This is a genomic window from Devosia sp. ZW T5_3 (genome assembly GCF_044987315.1).
In the GTDB taxonomy this organism is placed as follows: Bacteria; Pseudomonadota; Alphaproteobacteria; order Rhizobiales; family Devosiaceae; genus Devosia.
Map to the genome: position 1 here is coordinate 151255 of NZ_JBJDRE010000004.1, position 17079 is coordinate 168333.

The following is a 17079-nucleotide window of genomic DNA, read 5'->3' on the forward strand; positions in this document are numbered from 1 at the left end:
TTGTAAAAGATATTACGTGTGGTAGCGTCACTGTAACAAGAGATTGCAAGGGAAGAAACTTGCAAGCAGAGCGGGAGGTCAGTTGATGCCAAGGGAACGTCAAAAGTGCCGAAGAACAGGGATTTTGAACTAACCCGGCGCCACCTGCTAATGGCAGGGGCAGCGGGCCTTCTCGCTGGTGGGCTGCCCCGTCCGCTATTCGCCCAGGAAACAGCCGGTATCACCACCGCCTTTGGCTGGATCTCCAATGTTGAATATGCCGGCTTCTGGGCCGCGCTCGACCAGGGCTATTTCACCGAGGAGGGCCTGGATGCGCCCTACCTCGCCGGCGGACCCAACGCCCCTGACGTCCTGGTTTCCCTTGCCTCCGACGCGGCCCAAGTCGCCTTTGCCAATTGGATGCCCTTGCTTGACGCCATCGGCAAGGGCAACGATTTTCAAATTCTCGGTTCTGCCTGGGCAAAGAGCCCCTCGGGATTGCTGTCTCTCGCCGCTAACCCGGTGCGCACGCCGCAAGACCTCGTGGGCAAACGCATTCTCGCCCAGAACCCATCCGACACCTCCATCTTCGACGCAGTGCTGGCCAAGGCAGGCTTGCCGCTCGACTACGAAGTCATCCCCACGGGCTTCTCCCCCGAACCACTGCTGGCCGGCGATGGCGACGTCTATCTCTGCTTTGCTACCAACCAGCCGATCACGCTTGAAAATATGGGCATGGTGCAGGGCCAGGACTTCATCGTGACGCTCTTCGACGACATTGGCTATGTCGTGAAGGCTGGTCTAATGGTGGCCAAAAAGGACTACGTCGCGGAAAACCGCGAGACGCTGGTCAAATACACGCGTGCCATGATCAAGGGCTGGGAATACGCCTTTGCCGACCCCGCCTATGCGGCGCAGATCGTTGTTGACAATTACGGTGCCGATCTCGGCCTCGATCTGGCCCAGCAGACCCGTCAGATGGAACTCCAGATCCCGCTGATGAAGCCAGCGCCGGACTATAAGCTCTATCTGTTCGATCCCGCCGACATCACCGGCAACATGACGGAAGCCGCTCAAGCAGTCGGCCGTACGGTTCCGCCGCTTGCCGATCTCGTCGATTTCAGCATCGCCGAAGAGGCTTACGCGACGCTCTGATCTGCTGCTGGACAGGCCCATCGGCTCCTCTCCCCAAGCACGGGACGTTGAGGAAAATCGCCAAGAGGTCATCGCCATTCCGCCCAACGCCGTCCGGCATCCTCCGGACGGTCAATGCCTTCGCCTGTTCCAACGGAAATTCCGGAGTCTGCCACGATGCAAAGACGCACTCTGCTCAAATCCGCCGCCCTTGGCCTGGCTGCCGCCGGGCTTCCCCGAGGCCTCTTCGCTCAGGACTTGACGCCGCTGCGCGTGCAATTGGGCTGGATCTCCAATGTCGAATATGTCGACCATTGGCTCGCCCTCGAAAATGGCTATTTCGCCGAGGAGGGGCTCGACGTCACCGTCATGCCGGGCGGTCCCAACGCCCCCGATCCCTTGACCATGGTCGCCGCTGGCAGCGCAGAAATCGGCTATACGAGCTGGATGCCTTTCCTTGACGCCGTGGGCAAGGGCAATGACTTCGTCATCATTGCCGCGCGTATGCAGACCTCGCCACTTGGTATCATCTCGCTCGCTACCGCACCGATCCTCGAACCCAAGGACATCGTGGGCAAGAAAATCCTGGCCCAGGGTCCTGCCGAGCAGACCTCTATTGAGGCGACGCTGAGCCTCAATGGCCTGCCCAATGACTGGGAAATGGTCACCGCCGGCTTCTCGCCTGAGCCCTTGGTGGCCGGCGATGGACAAGGCTACACCGCCTTTGCCACGAACCAGACAATCACGCTCGAACAGATGGGCTTGGTGCGCGACAAGGACTTCTTCTTCCGGTCCTTCGACGAACTGGGCTTTCCCGGCTATGCCGGCATCGCTTTCGTCTCCCGGGCCTATCTCGAAGCCAATCGCGATGCGCTGGTCAAATATACCGCGGCCATCATCAAGGGCTTCAAGGCCGACGAGGCCGACCCCGCCCTTGGCGCCAAGATCACGGTCGACAAATATGGCGCCGATTTCGGCCTCGATGTCGATCAGCAGACCCGCCAGAACGAATTGCAAATCGGCTTCATGCGGCCCGGCGGCGATCCGGACTTCCCGCTCTACGCCCTCGACCCCGCCAAAATGGAAGGTCCGATGTATGACGCGGCGCGCGCTACCGGCCGCACCGACCTGCCGCCCATCGGCGACATCATCGACACATCGATCGTCGCAGACGCGCTCAAATTGGCCTGACCCTGCCGCCCGCGCCGGCATTCACGGCGCGGGTCTCTGCCTTTGATTTTAGGATTTTCAGATGACCCAGACCCAGGAACCCCAAGACGTCGACCTTCTCGTCACCGGCGCCAAAATCGTCACGCTCGACAAGGAGAACCGCGTCATCCGCGACGGCGCCATCGCCGTGGACGGCAACCGGATCGTCTGGATGGGCCCAACCAATGAAGCGGGGCGCTACAAGGGCAAGACGGTCATCAATGGCAATGGCCGCATCATCCTGCCGGGCCTAATCGACGCACATTTTCATACCGGCCAGCAATTGCTGCGCGGCAAGTTGCAGGACATTGCCCGCGGCCGCCCGCTCAAGCTGCCCGTCTGGAAGAACTATCTCATCCCATGGGAAAGCTGCCTCGACCCCGAAGACGTCTATCTCTCCGGCCTCGTGGCCTATTCCAACATGCTTCAGGTCGGCACCACCTGCTTTGCCGAAGCCGGCGGGCCGCATCCGGACGAAATGGGCCGCGCCGCCATGGACGTGGGCATTCGCGGCTTCATCGCGCTGTCCACGATCGACCAGAGCGAGACTATCGGCGCCGAAGTTCCGGCCAACATGCTGATGAGCCATGACGAAGCGCTGGAGCGCAATGTGGCGCTGGTCGAACGCTGGAAGAGCAATGGCCGCGTCTCGGCCTGGCTCTCGCTCCGCCAGGTGATCGTCTGCTCGCCTGACCTCATCCGCGACATTGCCGCAGCGTCGCGCACGCTCGATGTAAAGATCCACACCCACCTCTGCGAGGGCAGCTACGAGATCGACTACACGCTCGAAAAATTCGGCAAACGCCCCACCGAATGGCTCGACCAGATCGGTGTCCTCAGCCATCACCTCCATTGTGCCCATTCGGTCCTGCTCTCCCCCCGGGAGGTGGACCTTTACGAAAGGCACCGGCTTTCGGCCTGCCATTGCGGCTTCAACAATTATTCGATCGGCTCGCCCCGCCTCATCGAAATGTGGCGCCGTGGCATCGACATCGGCCTCGGCACGGACGGTCCCGGCGCGGGCGGTACGCTCGACATCTTTCAGGTCGCCCATGTGGCCCGCGTCGGCCAGCAGGCTGTCAACAGCGCCGTCTATCACGAACGCGAGCCGATTTCGGCCGAAGAACTACTCAAGATCGGCACCCAGGGTGGCGCACGGGCGCTCGGCATTTTCGATCAGGTCGGTAGTCTGGAAGTGGGCAAGAAGGCTGATTTTATCCTCTGCGACACCTCCATGATGGATGCGGCTCCCCTCTACGATCCCCTGTTCATAGCCGCGAGCGTATTGGTGGGCAGGGACGTCGAGACGGTCGTCGTCGACGGCAAGGTGGTGATGAAGGATCGGGAACTACAGGGGATCGATGCCGAAGCCATCAAGGCCAAGCTCAAGCAACGCCTGCCTGTAATAACCGAGCGCTTCGAAAAATTGGTGGCCTGACCATGACGAAATTCGAGACTATCCAAAGCAGGGGTCCCCTCCCCATCCGTGAGCCGGCGATCTTTCCGGTCCATGCCGGCAAGCGCTTCATTGTCACCGGCGCCGCAGGCGGCCTCGGTAAGGCCATTGCCAACCTCTTGATCGGACAAGGCGCAAAGGTCGTCGTCGTCGACCTCCGCCAGGATGCGGTCGATGCAGCGGTGACCGAACTGGGCGGCAGCACCAACAATGTCTTCGGCTATGCGCTCGATGTGGCCGACGAAGCTGCCAGTGCCCAATGTGCCTCCAAATCCATCGAATGGCTCGGCGGTTTGGACGGGCTCGTCAATTGCGCCGGCATTGTCCTGCATGCCGATCCGCTCGCCATTTCCCGCGCCGATTGGACCCGCCAGTTCGAAGTCAACCTCTTCGGCGCCTATGACCTCGCCCGGCTCGCTGCCCGGCAGATGATCGCCGACGGTGTTCGCGGCGCCATCGTCAATATCGCTTCGGAAGCGGGCAAGAAGGGCCATGTCGATTCCATGGCCTATAGCGCGAGCAAAGCGGCCTTGATCAACCTCACCCGGACCCTGGCCGAGGCGCTCGCGCCTTATGACATCAACGTCAACTGCGTCTGCCCCGGCGGCATGGCTACGCCGATGTTGCGCGAAGTGGCCGCTGTCTATTCCGGGCTCACCCAGACGCCCGCCGATGACGTCTTTGCCCAGATGCAGAGCGCAACCCTGGGGCGCCACACCGAACCGCGCGAAGTGGCGCGCATCGTGTCATTTCTGCTCACCGACGACGCCATGATGATCCGTGGCCAGGCGGTCAATGCCGATGCCGGCGACACCCCTTATTGAACTCGAGACGCCGATGAACGCTCCCATCTCCCCTGCCCCCACGTCTACCGTCGAAGCCTGGGCCATCAATGTCGATCACGTCGGCAAGACCTTCACGCTCGATGGCGGCCAGGAACTCAAGGCCATCGACGATGTCGACATCAAGATCGGGCAAGGCGAATTCGTCGCGTTGCTGGGCCCTTCCGGCTGCGGCAAGAGCACTATCCTGCGCCTCGTCGCAGCACTTGAAGATGCCAGCACCGGTCGCATTACCGTGGAAGGCAGCAATCCCACCGACCTGTCCAAGGCCCACCGCCTCGGCGTCGCCTTCCAGGACCATGCCCTGCTGCCCTGGCTGACGATCCGCGACAATATTGCCCTGCCCTATAAGGTCGCCGGCCGTCCGGTGGACGACAAGCGCATCGCCGAACTTCTGGCCCTTGTTGGACTGTCCGGCTTCGAAAAGGCCCGCCCCCGCCAGCTTTCGGGCGGCATGCGGCAACGCGTTTCCATCGCCCGTGCTCTGGCGCTCAAGCCCGACGTCCTGTTGCTCGACGAACCCTTCGGCGCCCTCGATGCCGTTACCCGGCGCCACATGAATGTCGAACTGCAGCGCATCTGGAGCGAGCAGCGGATCACCACGCTCCTCGTCACGCACTCGGTGGAAGAGGCGCTTTTCCTTGCCGACCGGGTGATCGTCATGAGCGGCCGCCCGGGCCGCATCATCAAGGAGCTTCAGGTGCCCTTCGCCCGGCCGCGCAGCCCCGATGTGCAGCGCACCACGGAGTTCCATCACCTGGCCGACGAACTCACCCTCGCCCTCGAACCTGAAGGGCACCATTGATGAAGATGACCGCCGAGCGCTGGCAATCGCTGACCTTGGGCATTGTCGGCATCGCCCTGTTCCTCGCAGCGTGGGAAACGATCGGCGCCAATCGCCTTGCTGGCCTGACCTGGCCGCCGCTGAGCGCGGTGTTCCAATTCATGTTCGAGCCTTCCCGCGCCCCGCTTTTCGGCCGGGCCATGGCAGCAAGCTTTACCATGGTGGCGCTGGGCTATGCTGCAGGCAGCGTTGCCGGCATCGGCTTTGCCGGTCTGGTCCATGTGCTGCCCGTCATGCGCCCTGGCATGGATCGGCTGGCCAGCGTCATCCACGCCATCCCGGCCATCGCGCTGGCCCCGCTCTTCATCGTGCTGATCAATCGCGAATTCACCGGCATGGCGATTGCCGCGCTCAACGTCTTCTTCATCCTCTATGTGTCGACGACCTCGGGCCTCAACAATTCGACCACCGGGCACCGGGATCTGTTCCAGGTTCTCGGCTCCAGCCGCATGACGCGTCTGCTCCGCCTCGATCTGCCCGCTGCCCTACCAGCCATCGTCAGCGGCCTGAAATACTCGGTGCCGGCGGCTTTCATCGGCGCCATCCTGGGCGAGTGGTTCGGCTCCTCGCGTGGCCTGGGCCTGCTCATGGTCAGCGCCATGCAGAATTTCCAGATTCCCCTGCTCTGGAGCGCCGTATTGATTGCCTCGACCGCCTCCCTGATCGTCTTCGGCCTCATGGGCCTGCTCGAACAGTTCGTTTACGGACGGTACAAATGAACCAGTTATCGCAAACCAAGGGCCCGCTCGACTGGGTAAAGACCCTCGTTTCCCGCTATTGGGGCGTCGCCGGCGTTCTCATCGCCTGGCAGGCATGGGTGACGATCACGGGCGTCAACTCCATCGTCATTCCGCACCCGATCAGCGTTGTGGGCGACATTGTCTTCAATCCGGGCGTTTATCTCGCCAATGCCGGCCAGACCCTGTTTCTGGCTGCAGCCGGTCTGATCCTGGGCATGGCGCTCGGCACCATGGTGGCGATCATCGCCTGGTCGTCGCGCATCCTGAGCGGCATTCTGGTGCCGCTCGGGCTAATCTTCTCATCCGTGCCCGTTGTCGCCTTGATCCCGGTTCTCGCCCGCCTGCTGGGCTATGACATGAAGACGGTACTGGGCATCGTCATCATCATTTCCTTTTTCCCCGCCTTCGTTTTCACCGCCGCCGGCCTCAACGCGCTTCCTGCCGGCAGCAGCGATCTCTTCAAGGTGCTCGGGGCCAATCGCTGGCGTCGGTTCGTCCATCTGGTCCTGCCTTCGGCGGTGCCCAACTGGATGATTGCCCTGCGTCTTTCGGCGCCGCCAGCGGTGCTTTCGGCCATGCTGGCCGAATTCCTGATGGGCAAGAGCGGCCTCGGCTTTCTTTTCCGCCAATCGGCGACCGAATTTGCGACGGAACGGGCCTTCGGCACCAGCGTCATCGCCACGGTAATCTCGGTGCTATGCTTCACCTCGGCGGTGGCCGCCGAGAAGTTCGTCAACGACAAGTGGAAATGAACCGATGCCGCACAAAATCGAAGACCTTAAACCCTGTATCGCCACCGTGCAGGTGGACAATGAACAGGTCAGGGTGACCCGCTATACCTTTCCACCCGGCACCGACACCGGCTGGCACACCCATGGCCATGACTATGTCGTTGTCCCAACCCGCGCCGGCACGCTGACCATCATCGACAAGGATGGCTCCACCCGCGACGTCGACTATGTCCCGAGCGAATCCTATTTTCGCACCCTCGGCGCCGAGCACGACGTCGCCAACCTCTCAGACAACACTGTCGAATTCGTCGAAATCGAACTCAAGTAGGACCCAGATGAGCACTAAAGTAACTCTCCCGCCCGATCCCTGGCAGAACGTCAAGACCTTGCATGGCCTGCCCGCCGACGAGGTGATCTCCGGCCTTCAGAAGAGCCTGCGGCGTGGCCTCTCCGAAACCGCCCTGCTCATCGCCTATGAGATGTACATGACGAGCGCGGAAATGGAGGAAATGCTCTGGTCCCGCCTTATCGTGATTGCGGTCGAAGACGTCGGCTACGGCAACAAGGACCTGATCGTCACCATCGACGCGCTCTATCGCAACCACGCGCGCTATCCGCGTCCGATCGGCGATCGCTTCCTTTTCGCCGCCCACGCCATTCGTCTGATCGCCGACAGTCCCAAGGATCGTACGACCGACGACATGGTCAATTTCGCCAAGCTCGAAAACCAGGTGCGCGGCAAGGGACCGGAGGTGCCGGACTTCGCCATCGACATGCACACCAAACGAGGCTGGGAAATGGGCCGGGGCTACGAGCACTTCATGAACGAAGCCAGCCGCGTCGAAAACAAGGTCACGGACGTCGACACCTCCTATCGCGACCGCATCATGGCGGCCATTGCTGCGGGTGAGCTTGCCTGATGAAAAAGGTTTATATTGCCGGTCCCGAAGTCTTCTTTTCGGATGGGGCCGACATCATCGCCCGCAAGGGTGCCTTGGCCCGACAATATGGGTTTGAAGCCAATAGCTTTGAATCGGGCGACTTTCCCGCAGAAAAGTTCGCCTTCGGCATGGCCATCAGCAAGGCCAATGAAGAGGTGATGCGCGGCTCCGATTTCGTTCTCGCCAATATGACGCCTTTTCGCGGGGTGTCGGCCGATGTCGGAACGGCCTACGAGATCGGCTTCATGTGCGCCCTGGGCAAGGATGCCTTCGCCTATACCAATGACCCACGCTATTACGATGTCCGTTTGACCCAAGACTATTATGCCGGTCAGGTCGGGCCGGCTGCCGACGGCATGGTGCGCGGTCATAGTGACGGCTGGATGGTCGAGGACCACGCCATGATGGACAACCTCATGCTTGACGGGGGGATCATCGCCCGCGGCGGCCTCGTCGCCCGCGCGCCCGCTGGTGCTGCCCTGCCCTGGAGTGACCTTTCGGTGTTCGAGTTGGCCCTCAAGGCCGCCCGGGATTGGTACGACAAAGCACCATGACCGTGAACAAGGATGCCACCGCACTCGCCGCGGACCTCGCGACGGGTGTGCTCTCGGCAAGGGACCTCACGGAAACAGCGATTGCCGCCATCGAGGCCAAGGACGGCGCCATAAATGCCGTGGTGGTCCACGACTTTGACCGCGCCCGCCGCGCCGCGGTAGAAGCCGACAAGCGCCTGGCCGCCGGCGAGCGCCTGCCGCTGTTGGGCGTACCCGTTACGATCAAGGAATCCTTCGACACCGCCGGTCTGCCAACCTCCTGGGGTCTCGAAGCCTTCCGCCACGCCATTGCGGCCGAAGACGCTGTTGTCGTCGGCCGCCTGCGCGCTGCCGGTGCGATTATTCTTGGCAAGACCAATGTGTCCGAGGGTCTGAGCGGCTGGAACGCCACCAATGCCGTCTATGGCCGTACCGACCATCCTCTTGCACCCGGCCACACGCCCGGCGGCTCGTCCTCGGGCGCCGCCGCCGCCATTGCTGCCGGTCTCTCCGCACTCGACATCGGCTCCGACCTTGGCGGGTCCATCCGCGGCCCCGCCCACTTCTGCGGCATCTTCGGGCACAATTCCACCGCCGGCCTGCTACCCCTGCGCGGGCATGTTCTCGCTGGGCGCAAGGCCCGCCTCGACATGTCGGCGCCTGGCCCCATGGCCAACAGTGCCCGCGACCTTGCGCTAGGCCTTTCCATCATGGCCGGTCCGGACCTTGACGAAGCCACCGGCTACCGCCTCGCTCTTCCCGCAGCCCGGCATGATACGGTTTCCGATTTCCGCGTCCTGGTGCTGCCCGAACATCCGCTCGTGCCCACCGAACCCTGCGTTCGCCAAGCCGTCGAAACCTTCGCCCTGGCCCTCGCCCGCCGCGGCGCCTCGGTACAATCGGCGCTCGGCATCATTCCCGATCCTGCCCAAAGCACATCCATCTACATGGCGCTGCTGGGCGGAGCCCTGGGCCTGGGGCAGACAGCAGAAGCGGCCGAACAAGGCCGCGCAAAAGTCGCGGCCCTCCTCCCCGAAGATCAATCCATATCTGCCATGCGCCTGCGTGCCAGCGTCATCTCGCATGCCGACTGGCTGGTGGCCAACGAAGCCCGCGTAAAATTGCGCCGGGCCTGGCGGGAACTCTTCAAGCCCTATGATGCCGTGATCTGTCCGCCCACCTCGGTCCCTGCCCTAACCCACGCCGACGCGGCCGCTACCCATATCGAGGTGGACGGACAAACGATCGACGCCGGAGATACCGTCGCCTGGGCGAGCCTTGCCACCGCCGCCGGCCTTCCGGCCACAGTGATGCCTGTCGGCAAAACCCCGGACGGCCGCCCGCTCGGGGTACAGATCATCGGCCCATATCTTGAAGACTACACACCGATCCGCCTTGCCGAACTGATGAGCCCTGCTGAAGCAAATTGAAACCATCGAACTATCGATGGCCAACTACCCCCGTGCAGATCACCACTGCGGCGTCCCTGCCAAAATCGTCTCCATCAATCGTACAACATTATTGTCTTTGGCTTTCGCCAAGCGAGGAGAACAAGGTATCGTTCGGCGTGGCCGGAGCTTGCAATCGGCCCTTCGTTTGAAAGGCCGCTGAGACCGTGATCAAAGTCGTTACCATTGGCGAAATCGTCGTCGAGATCATGGCCGTTGCGCCGGGCAAGGGTTTTCGCGAGCCCATCGAGTTGGTTGGTCCTTACCCCTCGGGAGCTCCAGCCATCTTTATCGACCAGCTTGCCAAACAGGGACAGCCCTGCGCCATGGTCAGTTGCGTAGGCAATGACGATTTCGGCTGGCTCAATATCGAGCGACTGCGGCAGGACGGGGTCGATGTCTCGGCTATTCGTGTGCATGAAGACGCGGTGACCGGCAGCGCTTTCGTGCGGTATCGCACGGATGGGCAGCGCGATTTCGTGTTCAACATCAAGCACAGTGCCAATGGACAGATCGGGCTGACGGAGGCGGCAAAGGCTGTCATCGCATCGGCGGGGCATTTGCATGTCATGGGGTCCTCGCTGGTGTCGCCGGGGATTATCGAGGCGGTTTTGTTCGCACTCGAACAGGTCAAGGTGCGCGGCGGCACGGTGTCGTTTGACCCCAATATCCGCAAGGAAATGCTGGGCTTTGCAGGGTTACGGGAGGCGCTGGACAAGGTGCTGGCGCAGACTGATTTGTTCATGCCGAGCGGGCCGGAAGTGCTGCTGTTTTCCCCGGAAACCACCGAAGAAGCAGCGGCCAACGACATTCTGGCACGCGGCGTTCGCGCCATCGTGCTCAAGCAGGGCGCTGCGGGGGCACGTTATCTGGATGGCAGGGACGATCTGTTCGTGCCAGCCTTCGCGGTCGAGGAGATCGACCCGACCGGTGCCGGTGACGCCTTTGGCGCAACCTTCCTTGCCGGCTGGCTGGCCGGTCTTGATGCGGAAACCAACCTGCGCCGCGCCAATGGTGCCGGCGCCCTGGCCGTGGGCCGCAAGGGGCCGATGGAAGGGACGTCCACCCGAGCCGAACTCGATGTTTTTCTCAGCCAACAGGTGGCTGCATGAGCACCGCAATCCTGTTGGACCTGCCCAGGCAACACCGCGCCGGCAAGCACGCCGGCATTGTATCGATCTGTTCGGCGCATCCCCTGGTGATCGAAAGCGCGCTGATTGCCGGCCGCGATAACCAGCAGGCGGTGCTGATCGAGGCCACCTGCAATCAGGTCAACCAGGATGGTGGCTATACCGGGATGACGCCGCTGGGCTTCCGACAATTTGTTGAGGGGATTGCTGCCAAGGTTGGCTTCGATCCGGGCAAGCTAATCCTGGGCGGGGACCATCTCGGGCCCAATCCCTGGAAGCACCTGCCCGCTGGCGAAGCGATGGAGAAATCGCGGGTAATGATCGCTGCTTTTGCTGCGGCCGGTTTTACCAAGCTGCATCTCGACACCAGCATGGGCTGCCGGGATGAGCCTGTCGCCCTGCCGGATGAGACCACTGCCGAACGTGCGGCGTTGCTGGCGCAAGCGGCCGAGGGCGCCCTGCCCGCTGGTGGCGACAAGCCGGTCTATATCATCGGCACCGAAGTGCCGGTCCCCGGTGGCGCGCTGGAAGCGCTGGACCATTTGCAGATCACCACGCCGTCGGCGGCGCTGGATACGATCGAGGTGCACCGCAAGGCATTCGCAGCGCGCAGCCTGGAGGATGCATTTGCCCGCGTGGTTGGGATCGTCGTGCAGCCGGGCGTCGAATTCGGCAATGAAGACCTTGTTGTCTATGATCCGGCTAAGGCGCAAGCGCTGAGCGCTGTGCTGCGCCAGGTGCCGCAATTCGTCTTCGAAGCCCATTCGACCGACTACCAGCCTGAGACAGCCCTGGCGGGTTTGGTGGCCGACGGATTTTCGATCCTCAAGGTTGGCCCGGCATTGACCTTTGTGCTGCGTGAAGCAATCTATGGACTTGACCAAATTGCCGTTGCACTGGGTCTGCTTGCCCCAAACCAGACGGTCGCCCTGGCGATGGAAGAGCTGATGCTGCGCGAGCCGCTGCACTGGCAAAAATACTATCACGGCGATGATACTGCCCTGCGGGTACAGCGCCATTTCAGCTATTCGGACCGCATCCGGTATTACTGGCCGCATCCCGACGCGATTGGGGCCGTGGACCGGCTCATGACCGCACTTGGGGAGCGCGAGATTCCCATGCCGCTGATTAGCCAGTTTCTTGGCACATTGCATGCGGCGGCGGCGAAAGGGCAAAAAACAGATGCCCGCTCACTGCTGCTGCTCGCCGTACGGCAACAGACGGCCCTCTATTCGCGCGCTGCCGGGGTACTGTAATCAGCGTACGGCAATGCCGGCGGTCAAACCACCATCGATGCGGTGGTCGGCCCCGGTGATGAAGGCGGCGCGGGACGAGGCGAGGAAGGCGACCAGCTCGGCGACTTCCTCGGGCTCGCCAATGCGGCCCAGCGGATGGGCGGCGCCGAAGCGGGCGAAGGCTGCTGCAATATCAACATCCTGGCCATCGCTGTGGCGCGCGGCGCGCTCGAGAATGGGCGTGCGGACCGAGCCGGGGCTGACCGAATTGACGCGGATATTGTCGCCGGCGAAGTCGAGCGCCATGGCGCGGGTCAGCGCATGGATGGCGCCTTTGGAGGCGGCATAGGCGGCCACGTTATTCTGGCTGGCATGGCCCTGGACGCTGGAGATACTGACGATACTGCCGCCGCCGCGCTGGCGCAGAAGCGGCACGCCGAAATGGGCGGTGAGGTGGATCGATCCGACATTGACGGCGAGGCATTGCGCGAAGGTTTGCGGGCTGGTCGTGACGCAATCGCCATAGGGATGGATGGCGGCGGAATTGACGATGATATCGAGGCCGCCGAAGCGGGCGACGGTTTCGGCGATGGCGGCTTGAACCTGTTCGGGCACGGAGACATCGGTCAGGCGCGTGGCGATGTTGGCGTGGGTGGCGAGCTCGGCATTGCCCGCTGTGTCTAGCCCCAAGGCCATGACCTGGGCGCCCTCGGCGGCGAGTTTGAGGGCGGTGGCCCGGCCAATGCCGGTGGTGCCGGTGACCAGTGCGACCTTGCCGGTGAAATCAGCCATTGCTTGGTTCCTTTATGATGAGGTCGGCAGCCTTTTCGGCGATGCAATAGGTGGCGGCGACCGTGTTGCCGGAGACGATTGTGGGCATGATCGAGGCGTCGACGACGCGCAAGCCGGTGACGCCGTGGACGCGTAGATTGGCTGGATCGACGACGGCGTCGGGGCCTGTGCCCATGGCGCAGGTGCCCACGGGGTGGAAGAGCGTGCCGACGCTGCGGCGTATGAAGGCGTCGAGGGCGCCATCGCTTTGCTCGTCCGGGCCGGGATCGACTTCGCGGTCCAGATGCGGGGCGAAGGGGGACTGGGCGATGATGGTGCGGGCGAGGCGGATGCCGGCGCGGAGACTGTCCATGGCGCCATCGTGGCGCAGGAAATTGTAGAGGATTGAGGGCTTGGCACGGGGATCGGCACTGGTGAGGCTGACGCGGCCGATGCTGCGGGGGCGGAGCTGGCAGACATGCATGAGAAAGCCGTGGCCGGTGAAACCGCCGGCGTTTTGCGTGTTGCCAACGGCCGTGCAGAAGAAGAGCTGGATATCGGGGCGGGATTGGCCGGGCACGGTTGAGATGAAGGCGCCGCCCTCCCCGGTGGTGGAGGCGAAGAGGCCGCGGCGGCGAAAGAGCCAGTCCAGGACGTGGAGGATATTGCGCGGGAGGGCGCGCCAGGAAATGCCATAGGGCGCGGTGGATTTGGCGCGATATTCCAGGGTGACGTCGAGATGATCCTGCAGGTTTTCGCCGACGCCGGGGAGGTGCTGGATGGGGGCGATGCCGTGGCGTTGCAGCTGGGCCGTGTCGCCTATGCCCGAGAGCAGGAGCAGATGGGGCGAGACGAAGGAGCCGGCGGAGAGGATGACTTCACGCGCGGGGAGAGTGCCCTGCCCTGATGCGCTGTCGTAGGCGATGCCGGTGGCGCGTTTGCCGTCGAACAGGATTTTGGTGACGGTGCGTTCGCTCAGGATGTGCAGATTGGGGCGGTGGCGGATGGGGTCGAGATAGGCGCCTTCGGCGGTGACGCGTTCGCCATTGCGCTGGGTGAAGGTGTAGAGGCCGGCGCCGGCTTGATTGGCACCGTTGAAATCGGGATTGAAGGGAATGCCGGCTTGGGCGGCGGCTGCGAGATAGACGCGGGCCATTGGGTTGACGCTGCGCAGGGGGGCGACGGTGAGGGGGCCATTGGTGCCGTGGAAGGCGGGATCGACCGGGCTGGTGGGATCGAGTTCGAAACGCTCGAGTTTGCGGAAATAGGGCAGTAGGTCGTCATAGCCCCAGCCGGGATTGCCCAGGTCGCGCCAGTGGTCGAAATCCTCGCGCTGGCCGCGGATGAATATCTGGCCATTGACATTGGTACTGCCGCCGCTGCCCTTGCCGCGCGGCAGGGCGATCTGGCGCCCTTGCAGGCCCGGCTCCGGGTCGGTGGTGAACCAGGACATGAATTTGGAGCCGCCGAGAAAGGCCAAAGCGGGGGCCATGAAGGTGACCATGGCCAGGGGCATGCGGATGATGGTTTTTCGCGCATTGTGATCGGGGCCGGCTTCGACCAACGCGACACGGACATTGGGGTCGGCGGAGAGCCGGTTGGCGAGCACGCAACCGGCGGCGCCGGCGCCCACGATGACGTAGTCGTAGGGCTGCATCAGATATCCTGGTTCTGCGGCAGGATGACCAGATCGCGGATGGTGACATGAGGCGGGCGGGTCAGCATGAAGAGCACGGCGTCGGCGACATCCTGCGAGCGCAGGCCCTCATGGGCGGCGACCTTGGCGTCGATCTCATTGGGATCGTCGTAGCCCCAGAGTTCGTTGAGCACGACGCCGGGCGCAACGGCGCCGACCCGCACATTGTCCGGCGCAACCTGGCGGCGCAGGCCATGCACGAAGGACTGAATGGCGTGTTTGGAGGCGGAATAGACCGGCTCCCACTGGATGGCTTGATGGCCGGAAATCGAGCTGGTGACGATGATATCGCCAGAGCGCTGGGCGATCATGCCGGGCAGCACGGCCCGGATCAGGCGGAAGACGCTGCTGACATTGACCTGCATCAGCTCGTCCCAGGCGTCGGCATCGCCATCGGCCACGTCGCCGGGAATGTAGAGGCCGGCATTGGCGAGCAGGATATCGACGCGGCGGAAATGGGCGAGGGTTTTGGCAGCGACGGTTTCGACGGCAGTTGCGTCAGCCAAATCGGCGGGGAGGACGAGGGCCGTGGGGCCGACGAGGTTGGCGACGTGTTGCAGGCGGTCTGCCGAGCGGCCGACCAGGGCGACGCTGGCGCCGGCCTCGGCAACGGAGAGCGCCAGGGCCCGGCCGATGCCGGAGCTGGCCCCGGTGACCAGCACGACCTTGCCGGCGAGATTTTGGCTCATGTGGTTCTCCCTGCCCGGCGCGTTGGTGCGCTTCTGGGTGGGATGACGGTAAGAGAGATTGCTTCGGCTCGTCAATATATATGTTTGCTTGCGTAAAAATTCTCGCTGAGCGGCCAGCTCTCACATCACCATGGCCGCCGCGCCGACCAGTCCTGCATTCTCCCCCAGCGCTGCCGGGACAATCGGGACATCACGAAACGCCGGCATGGCATTGGCCTGGACGCGTCGCCGAATACCCGGGAGTAGCAGCGAAAAACCGTTGGCTATACCGCCGCCGAGGATCACGGTTTGGGGGCTGAAGAGGTGGAGCAGGTTGGCGATGCCGATACCGAGCCAATCGGCCTCCTCAGTGACGAGTTGGAGGGCGAGGGGATTGCCTGAGGTAGCCGCGGTGAAGGCGGATTTGGGGTTGGGGAAATGGGGGGCGATGCGGCGGGCGAAGGCGGTACCGGAGGCGTAGGCTTCCCAGCAGCCGCGATTGCCGCAGGCGCAGGGGGCGCCGTCGCGGGCTACGGTCATGTGGCCGATATGGCCAGCCATGCCCATTCTCCCGTGCAGGACTTTGCCATCGAGGATGATGCCGCCGCCAATGCCGGTGCTGATGGTGACATAGACCAGATGGGAGAGGCCCTGCCCGGCGCCGAATTTCCATTCGCCGATGGCGGCGGCGATGGCGTCGTTTTCGAGGCGGACGGGTAGGCCCAGCGCGGTCTGGATCATGCCGGCGATGGGGATATCGGACCAACCGACGAGGGTTGGGACGCCCAGAGCCAGGCCGCGTTCGGTGTCGATGGGCCCGGGGGAGGAGATGCCGGTGCCGGTTATTCCGCTGCGGTCGGGGGCGATTTTGGCGACGAGGTCGGCGATCTGTTGGACGACGGCCTGGGGGCCGGCTTGCGCGAGGGTGGCGGTTTCTTCGCGGGCCAGGATGCGGCCGGAGCTGTCGACCAGGGCCGCGCGCAGGCTGGTGCCGCCGATATCGATGCCGATGGCGCGGGCGCTGGTCATGGCTAGAGCGCGTGTAGCCAGACCATGCGGGCGGCAAGGTCTGGCGCGCCGAAGGCTAGCGAGCCCAAGACGACAGTTTGTGCGCCGGCGGCGCGCAGCAGGGGGACGGTGGTGTCGCGAATGCCGCCATCGGCGGCGAGGACGATGTTGCGGTTCGATTGGGCGATCAGGGCTTTGGCCTCCTGCAGGCGGGGGCCGGCGGTGGGGTCGAGCCCCTGCCCTTTTACGCCGATGGCGGTGCCGAGTAGGGTCACGAAATCCAGGCCGTCGAGATAGGGCGCCAGATTGGCGACGGGGGTTTCGATGCGGGCGACCATGCCGCTGGCCACGTTGCGGCTGGCGAGCAGGGACAGGGCTGCGTCGGCCACGGCAGCGTTTTCGACGTGGATGCTGATCAGGTCGGCGCCGGCATCGGCGAATTGGGTGATCTGCTCGAGCAGGACGGCATCGGCCACCATGAGGTGGACATGGATGGGCCTGGTGGTGGCGCTGTGCATGCGGGCGACGAGGTCAGGGAAGAACAGGAGCGCGGGGGCGAAATGGCCGTCGGCTACGTCGATATGGAGCAGATCGGCATGGGGTTCGATGCGGGCCAGATCATCGGCAAGGCGAATGAGGTCGGCCGACCACATGGAATATTCGGCGAGGAGCCGATGGCGCGGCAGATCGGCAAGCCAGGTTGGGCTGGGCATT

The 17079-nt window shown here is 63.4% G+C and carries 18 protein-coding genes; 13 read left to right on the forward strand and 5 right to left on the reverse strand.

Annotated elements, in window-relative coordinates:
- Positions 1 to 105 precede the first annotated feature (105 nt).
- From ACI3KW_RS06625 to ACI3KW_RS06685, 13 genes are all read left to right on the forward strand, one after another.
- Positions 106 to 1134, forward strand: coding sequence for an ABC transporter substrate-binding protein (locus ACI3KW_RS06625; protein WP_404847413.1), 1029 nt, complete (start codon positions 106 to 108; stop codon positions 1132 to 1134).
- A gap of 156 nt (positions 1135 to 1290) precedes the next feature.
- On the forward strand, positions 1291 to 2304 hold the full coding sequence (locus ACI3KW_RS06630; RefSeq protein ID WP_404847414.1) for an ABC transporter substrate-binding protein: 1014 nt from the start codon (positions 1291 to 1293) through the stop codon (positions 2302 to 2304).
- 61 nt (positions 2305 to 2365) lie between these two features.
- On the forward strand, positions 2366 to 3760 hold the full coding sequence (locus ACI3KW_RS06635; protein WP_404847415.1) for an amidohydrolase family protein: 1395 nt from the start codon (positions 2366 to 2368) through the stop codon (positions 3758 to 3760).
- Between the two features lie 2 nt (positions 3761 to 3762).
- Positions 3763 to 4602 (forward strand): SDR family NAD(P)-dependent oxidoreductase, encoded by an 840-nt coding sequence (locus ACI3KW_RS06640; protein WP_404847416.1) that lies wholly within the window; start codon positions 3763 to 3765, stop codon positions 4600 to 4602.
- A gap of 13 nt (positions 4603 to 4615) precedes the next feature.
- Positions 4616 to 5425 (forward strand): ABC transporter ATP-binding protein, encoded by an 810-nt coding sequence (locus ACI3KW_RS06645; RefSeq protein WP_262167361.1) that lies wholly within the window; start codon positions 4616 to 4618, stop codon positions 5423 to 5425.
- Positions 5425 to 6183, forward strand: coding sequence for an ABC transporter permease (locus ACI3KW_RS06650; RefSeq protein ID WP_404847417.1), 759 nt, complete (start codon positions 5425 to 5427; stop codon positions 6181 to 6183). The genes ACI3KW_RS06645 and ACI3KW_RS06650 overlap by 1 nt, the downstream gene beginning before the upstream one ends.
- Positions 6180 to 6956, forward strand: a complete 777-nt coding sequence (locus tag ACI3KW_RS06655) for an ABC transporter permease (RefSeq protein ID WP_404847418.1) — start codon at positions 6180 to 6182, stop codon at positions 6954 to 6956. Before ACI3KW_RS06650 ends, ACI3KW_RS06655 begins: the two co-directional genes overlap by 4 nt.
- Positions 6957 to 6960: 4 nt before the next feature.
- Positions 6961 to 7263, forward strand: a complete 303-nt coding sequence (locus ACI3KW_RS06660; RefSeq protein WP_404847419.1) for a cupin domain-containing protein — start codon at positions 6961 to 6963, stop codon at positions 7261 to 7263.
- A 7-nt stretch (positions 7264 to 7270) separates the two neighbouring features.
- On the forward strand, positions 7271 to 7855 hold the full coding sequence (locus ACI3KW_RS06665; protein ID WP_404847420.1) for an AAA family ATPase: 585 nt from the start codon (positions 7271 to 7273) through the stop codon (positions 7853 to 7855).
- Complete coding sequence (locus tag ACI3KW_RS06670; protein ID WP_404847421.1) at positions 7855 to 8430, forward strand: nucleoside 2-deoxyribosyltransferase; 576 nt, start codon at positions 7855 to 7857, stop codon at positions 8428 to 8430. The genes ACI3KW_RS06665 and ACI3KW_RS06670 overlap by 1 nt, the downstream gene beginning before the upstream one ends.
- Positions 8427 to 9839, forward strand: coding sequence for an amidase (locus ACI3KW_RS06675; protein WP_404847422.1), 1413 nt, complete (start codon positions 8427 to 8429; stop codon positions 9837 to 9839). The genes ACI3KW_RS06670 and ACI3KW_RS06675 overlap by 4 nt, the downstream gene beginning before the upstream one ends.
- A gap of 185 nt (positions 9840 to 10024) precedes the next feature.
- Positions 10025 to 10969, forward strand: a complete 945-nt coding sequence (locus ACI3KW_RS06680; RefSeq protein ID WP_404847423.1) for a sugar kinase — start codon at positions 10025 to 10027, stop codon at positions 10967 to 10969.
- A complete protein-coding gene (locus ACI3KW_RS06685; protein ID WP_404847424.1) occupies positions 10966 to 12243 on the forward strand; it encodes a D-tagatose-bisphosphate aldolase, class II, non-catalytic subunit in 1278 nt (425 codons plus the stop codon). Before ACI3KW_RS06680 ends, ACI3KW_RS06685 begins: the two co-directional genes overlap by 4 nt.
- Here ACI3KW_RS06685 and ACI3KW_RS06690 read toward each other — a convergent pair whose 3' ends face one another.
- From ACI3KW_RS06690 to ACI3KW_RS06710, 5 genes are all read right to left on the reverse strand, one after another.
- Entirely contained in the window at positions 12244 to 13014 is a 771-nt protein-coding gene (locus ACI3KW_RS06690; protein WP_404847425.1) for an SDR family NAD(P)-dependent oxidoreductase, read from the reverse strand.
- On the reverse strand, positions 13007 to 14650 hold the full coding sequence (locus tag ACI3KW_RS06695) for a GMC family oxidoreductase (protein ID WP_404847426.1): 1644 nt from the start codon (positions 14648 to 14650) through the stop codon (positions 13007 to 13009). Before ACI3KW_RS06695 ends, ACI3KW_RS06690 begins: the two co-directional genes overlap by 8 nt.
- Positions 14650 to 15378, reverse strand: a complete 729-nt coding sequence (locus ACI3KW_RS06700) for an SDR family oxidoreductase (RefSeq protein WP_404847427.1) — start codon at positions 15376 to 15378, stop codon at positions 14650 to 14652. The genes ACI3KW_RS06695 and ACI3KW_RS06700 overlap by 1 nt, the downstream gene beginning before the upstream one ends.
- 120 nt (positions 15379 to 15498) lie before the next feature.
- Positions 15499 to 16386 (reverse strand): ROK family protein, encoded by an 888-nt coding sequence (locus ACI3KW_RS06705; protein WP_404847428.1) that lies wholly within the window; start codon positions 16384 to 16386, stop codon positions 15499 to 15501.
- 2 nt (positions 16387 to 16388) lie between these two features.
- Positions 16389 to 17078 carry a ribulose-phosphate 3-epimerase gene (locus ACI3KW_RS06710; RefSeq protein ID WP_404847429.1) on the reverse strand — a complete coding sequence of 230 codons (690 nt, stop codon included), beginning with the start codon at positions 17076 to 17078 and terminating at the stop codon, positions 16389 to 16391.
- Between the last annotated feature and the right edge of the window lies 1 nt (position 17079).

What these genes read in the sequence shown, in the direction of transcription:
- ACI3KW_RS06655 (WP_404847418.1), top strand. Translation starts at nt 6,180, where the DNA reads ATGAACCAGTTATCGCAAACCAAGGGCCCGCTCGACTGGGTAAAGACC.
- ACI3KW_RS06695 (WP_404847426.1), bottom strand. Translation starts at nt 14,650, where the DNA reads ATGCAGCCCTACGACTACGTCATCGTGGGCGCCGGCGCCGCCGGTTGC.
- ACI3KW_RS06665 (WP_404847420.1), top strand. Translation starts at nt 7,271, where the DNA reads ATGAGCACTAAAGTAACTCTCCCGCCCGATCCCTGGCAGAACGTCAAG.
- ACI3KW_RS06635 (WP_404847415.1), top strand. Translation starts at nt 2,366, where the DNA reads ATGACCCAGACCCAGGAACCCCAAGACGTCGACCTTCTCGTCACCGGC.
- ACI3KW_RS06690 (WP_404847425.1), bottom strand. Translation starts at nt 13,014, where the DNA reads ATGGCTGATTTCACCGGCAAGGTCGCACTGGTCACCGGCACCACCGGC.
- ACI3KW_RS06710 (WP_404847429.1), bottom strand. Translation starts at nt 17,078, where the DNA reads ATGCCCAGCCCAACCTGGCTTGCCGATCTGCCGCGCCATCGGCTCCTC.
- ACI3KW_RS06645 (WP_262167361.1), top strand. Translation starts at nt 4,616, where the DNA reads ATGAACGCTCCCATCTCCCCTGCCCCCACGTCTACCGTCGAAGCCTGG.
- ACI3KW_RS06670 (WP_404847421.1), top strand. Translation starts at nt 7,855, where the DNA reads ATGAAAAAGGTTTATATTGCCGGTCCCGAAGTCTTCTTTTCGGATGGG.
- ACI3KW_RS06700 (WP_404847427.1), bottom strand. Translation starts at nt 15,378, where the DNA reads ATGAGCCAAAATCTCGCCGGCAAGGTCGTGCTGGTCACCGGGGCCAGC.
- ACI3KW_RS06705 (WP_404847428.1), bottom strand. Translation starts at nt 16,386, where the DNA reads ATGACCAGCGCCCGCGCCATCGGCATCGATATCGGCGGCACCAGCCTG.
- ACI3KW_RS06640 (WP_404847416.1), top strand. Translation starts at nt 3,763, where the DNA reads ATGACGAAATTCGAGACTATCCAAAGCAGGGGTCCCCTCCCCATCCGT.
- ACI3KW_RS06630 (WP_404847414.1), top strand. Translation starts at nt 1,291, where the DNA reads ATGCAAAGACGCACTCTGCTCAAATCCGCCGCCCTTGGCCTGGCTGCC.
- ACI3KW_RS06650 (WP_404847417.1), top strand. Translation starts at nt 5,425, where the DNA reads ATGAAGATGACCGCCGAGCGCTGGCAATCGCTGACCTTGGGCATTGTC.
- ACI3KW_RS06685 (WP_404847424.1), top strand. Translation starts at nt 10,966, where the DNA reads ATGAGCACCGCAATCCTGTTGGACCTGCCCAGGCAACACCGCGCCGGC.
- ACI3KW_RS06660 (WP_404847419.1), top strand. Translation starts at nt 6,961, where the DNA reads ATGCCGCACAAAATCGAAGACCTTAAACCCTGTATCGCCACCGTGCAG.
- ACI3KW_RS06675 (WP_404847422.1), top strand. Translation starts at nt 8,427, where the DNA reads ATGACCGTGAACAAGGATGCCACCGCACTCGCCGCGGACCTCGCGACG.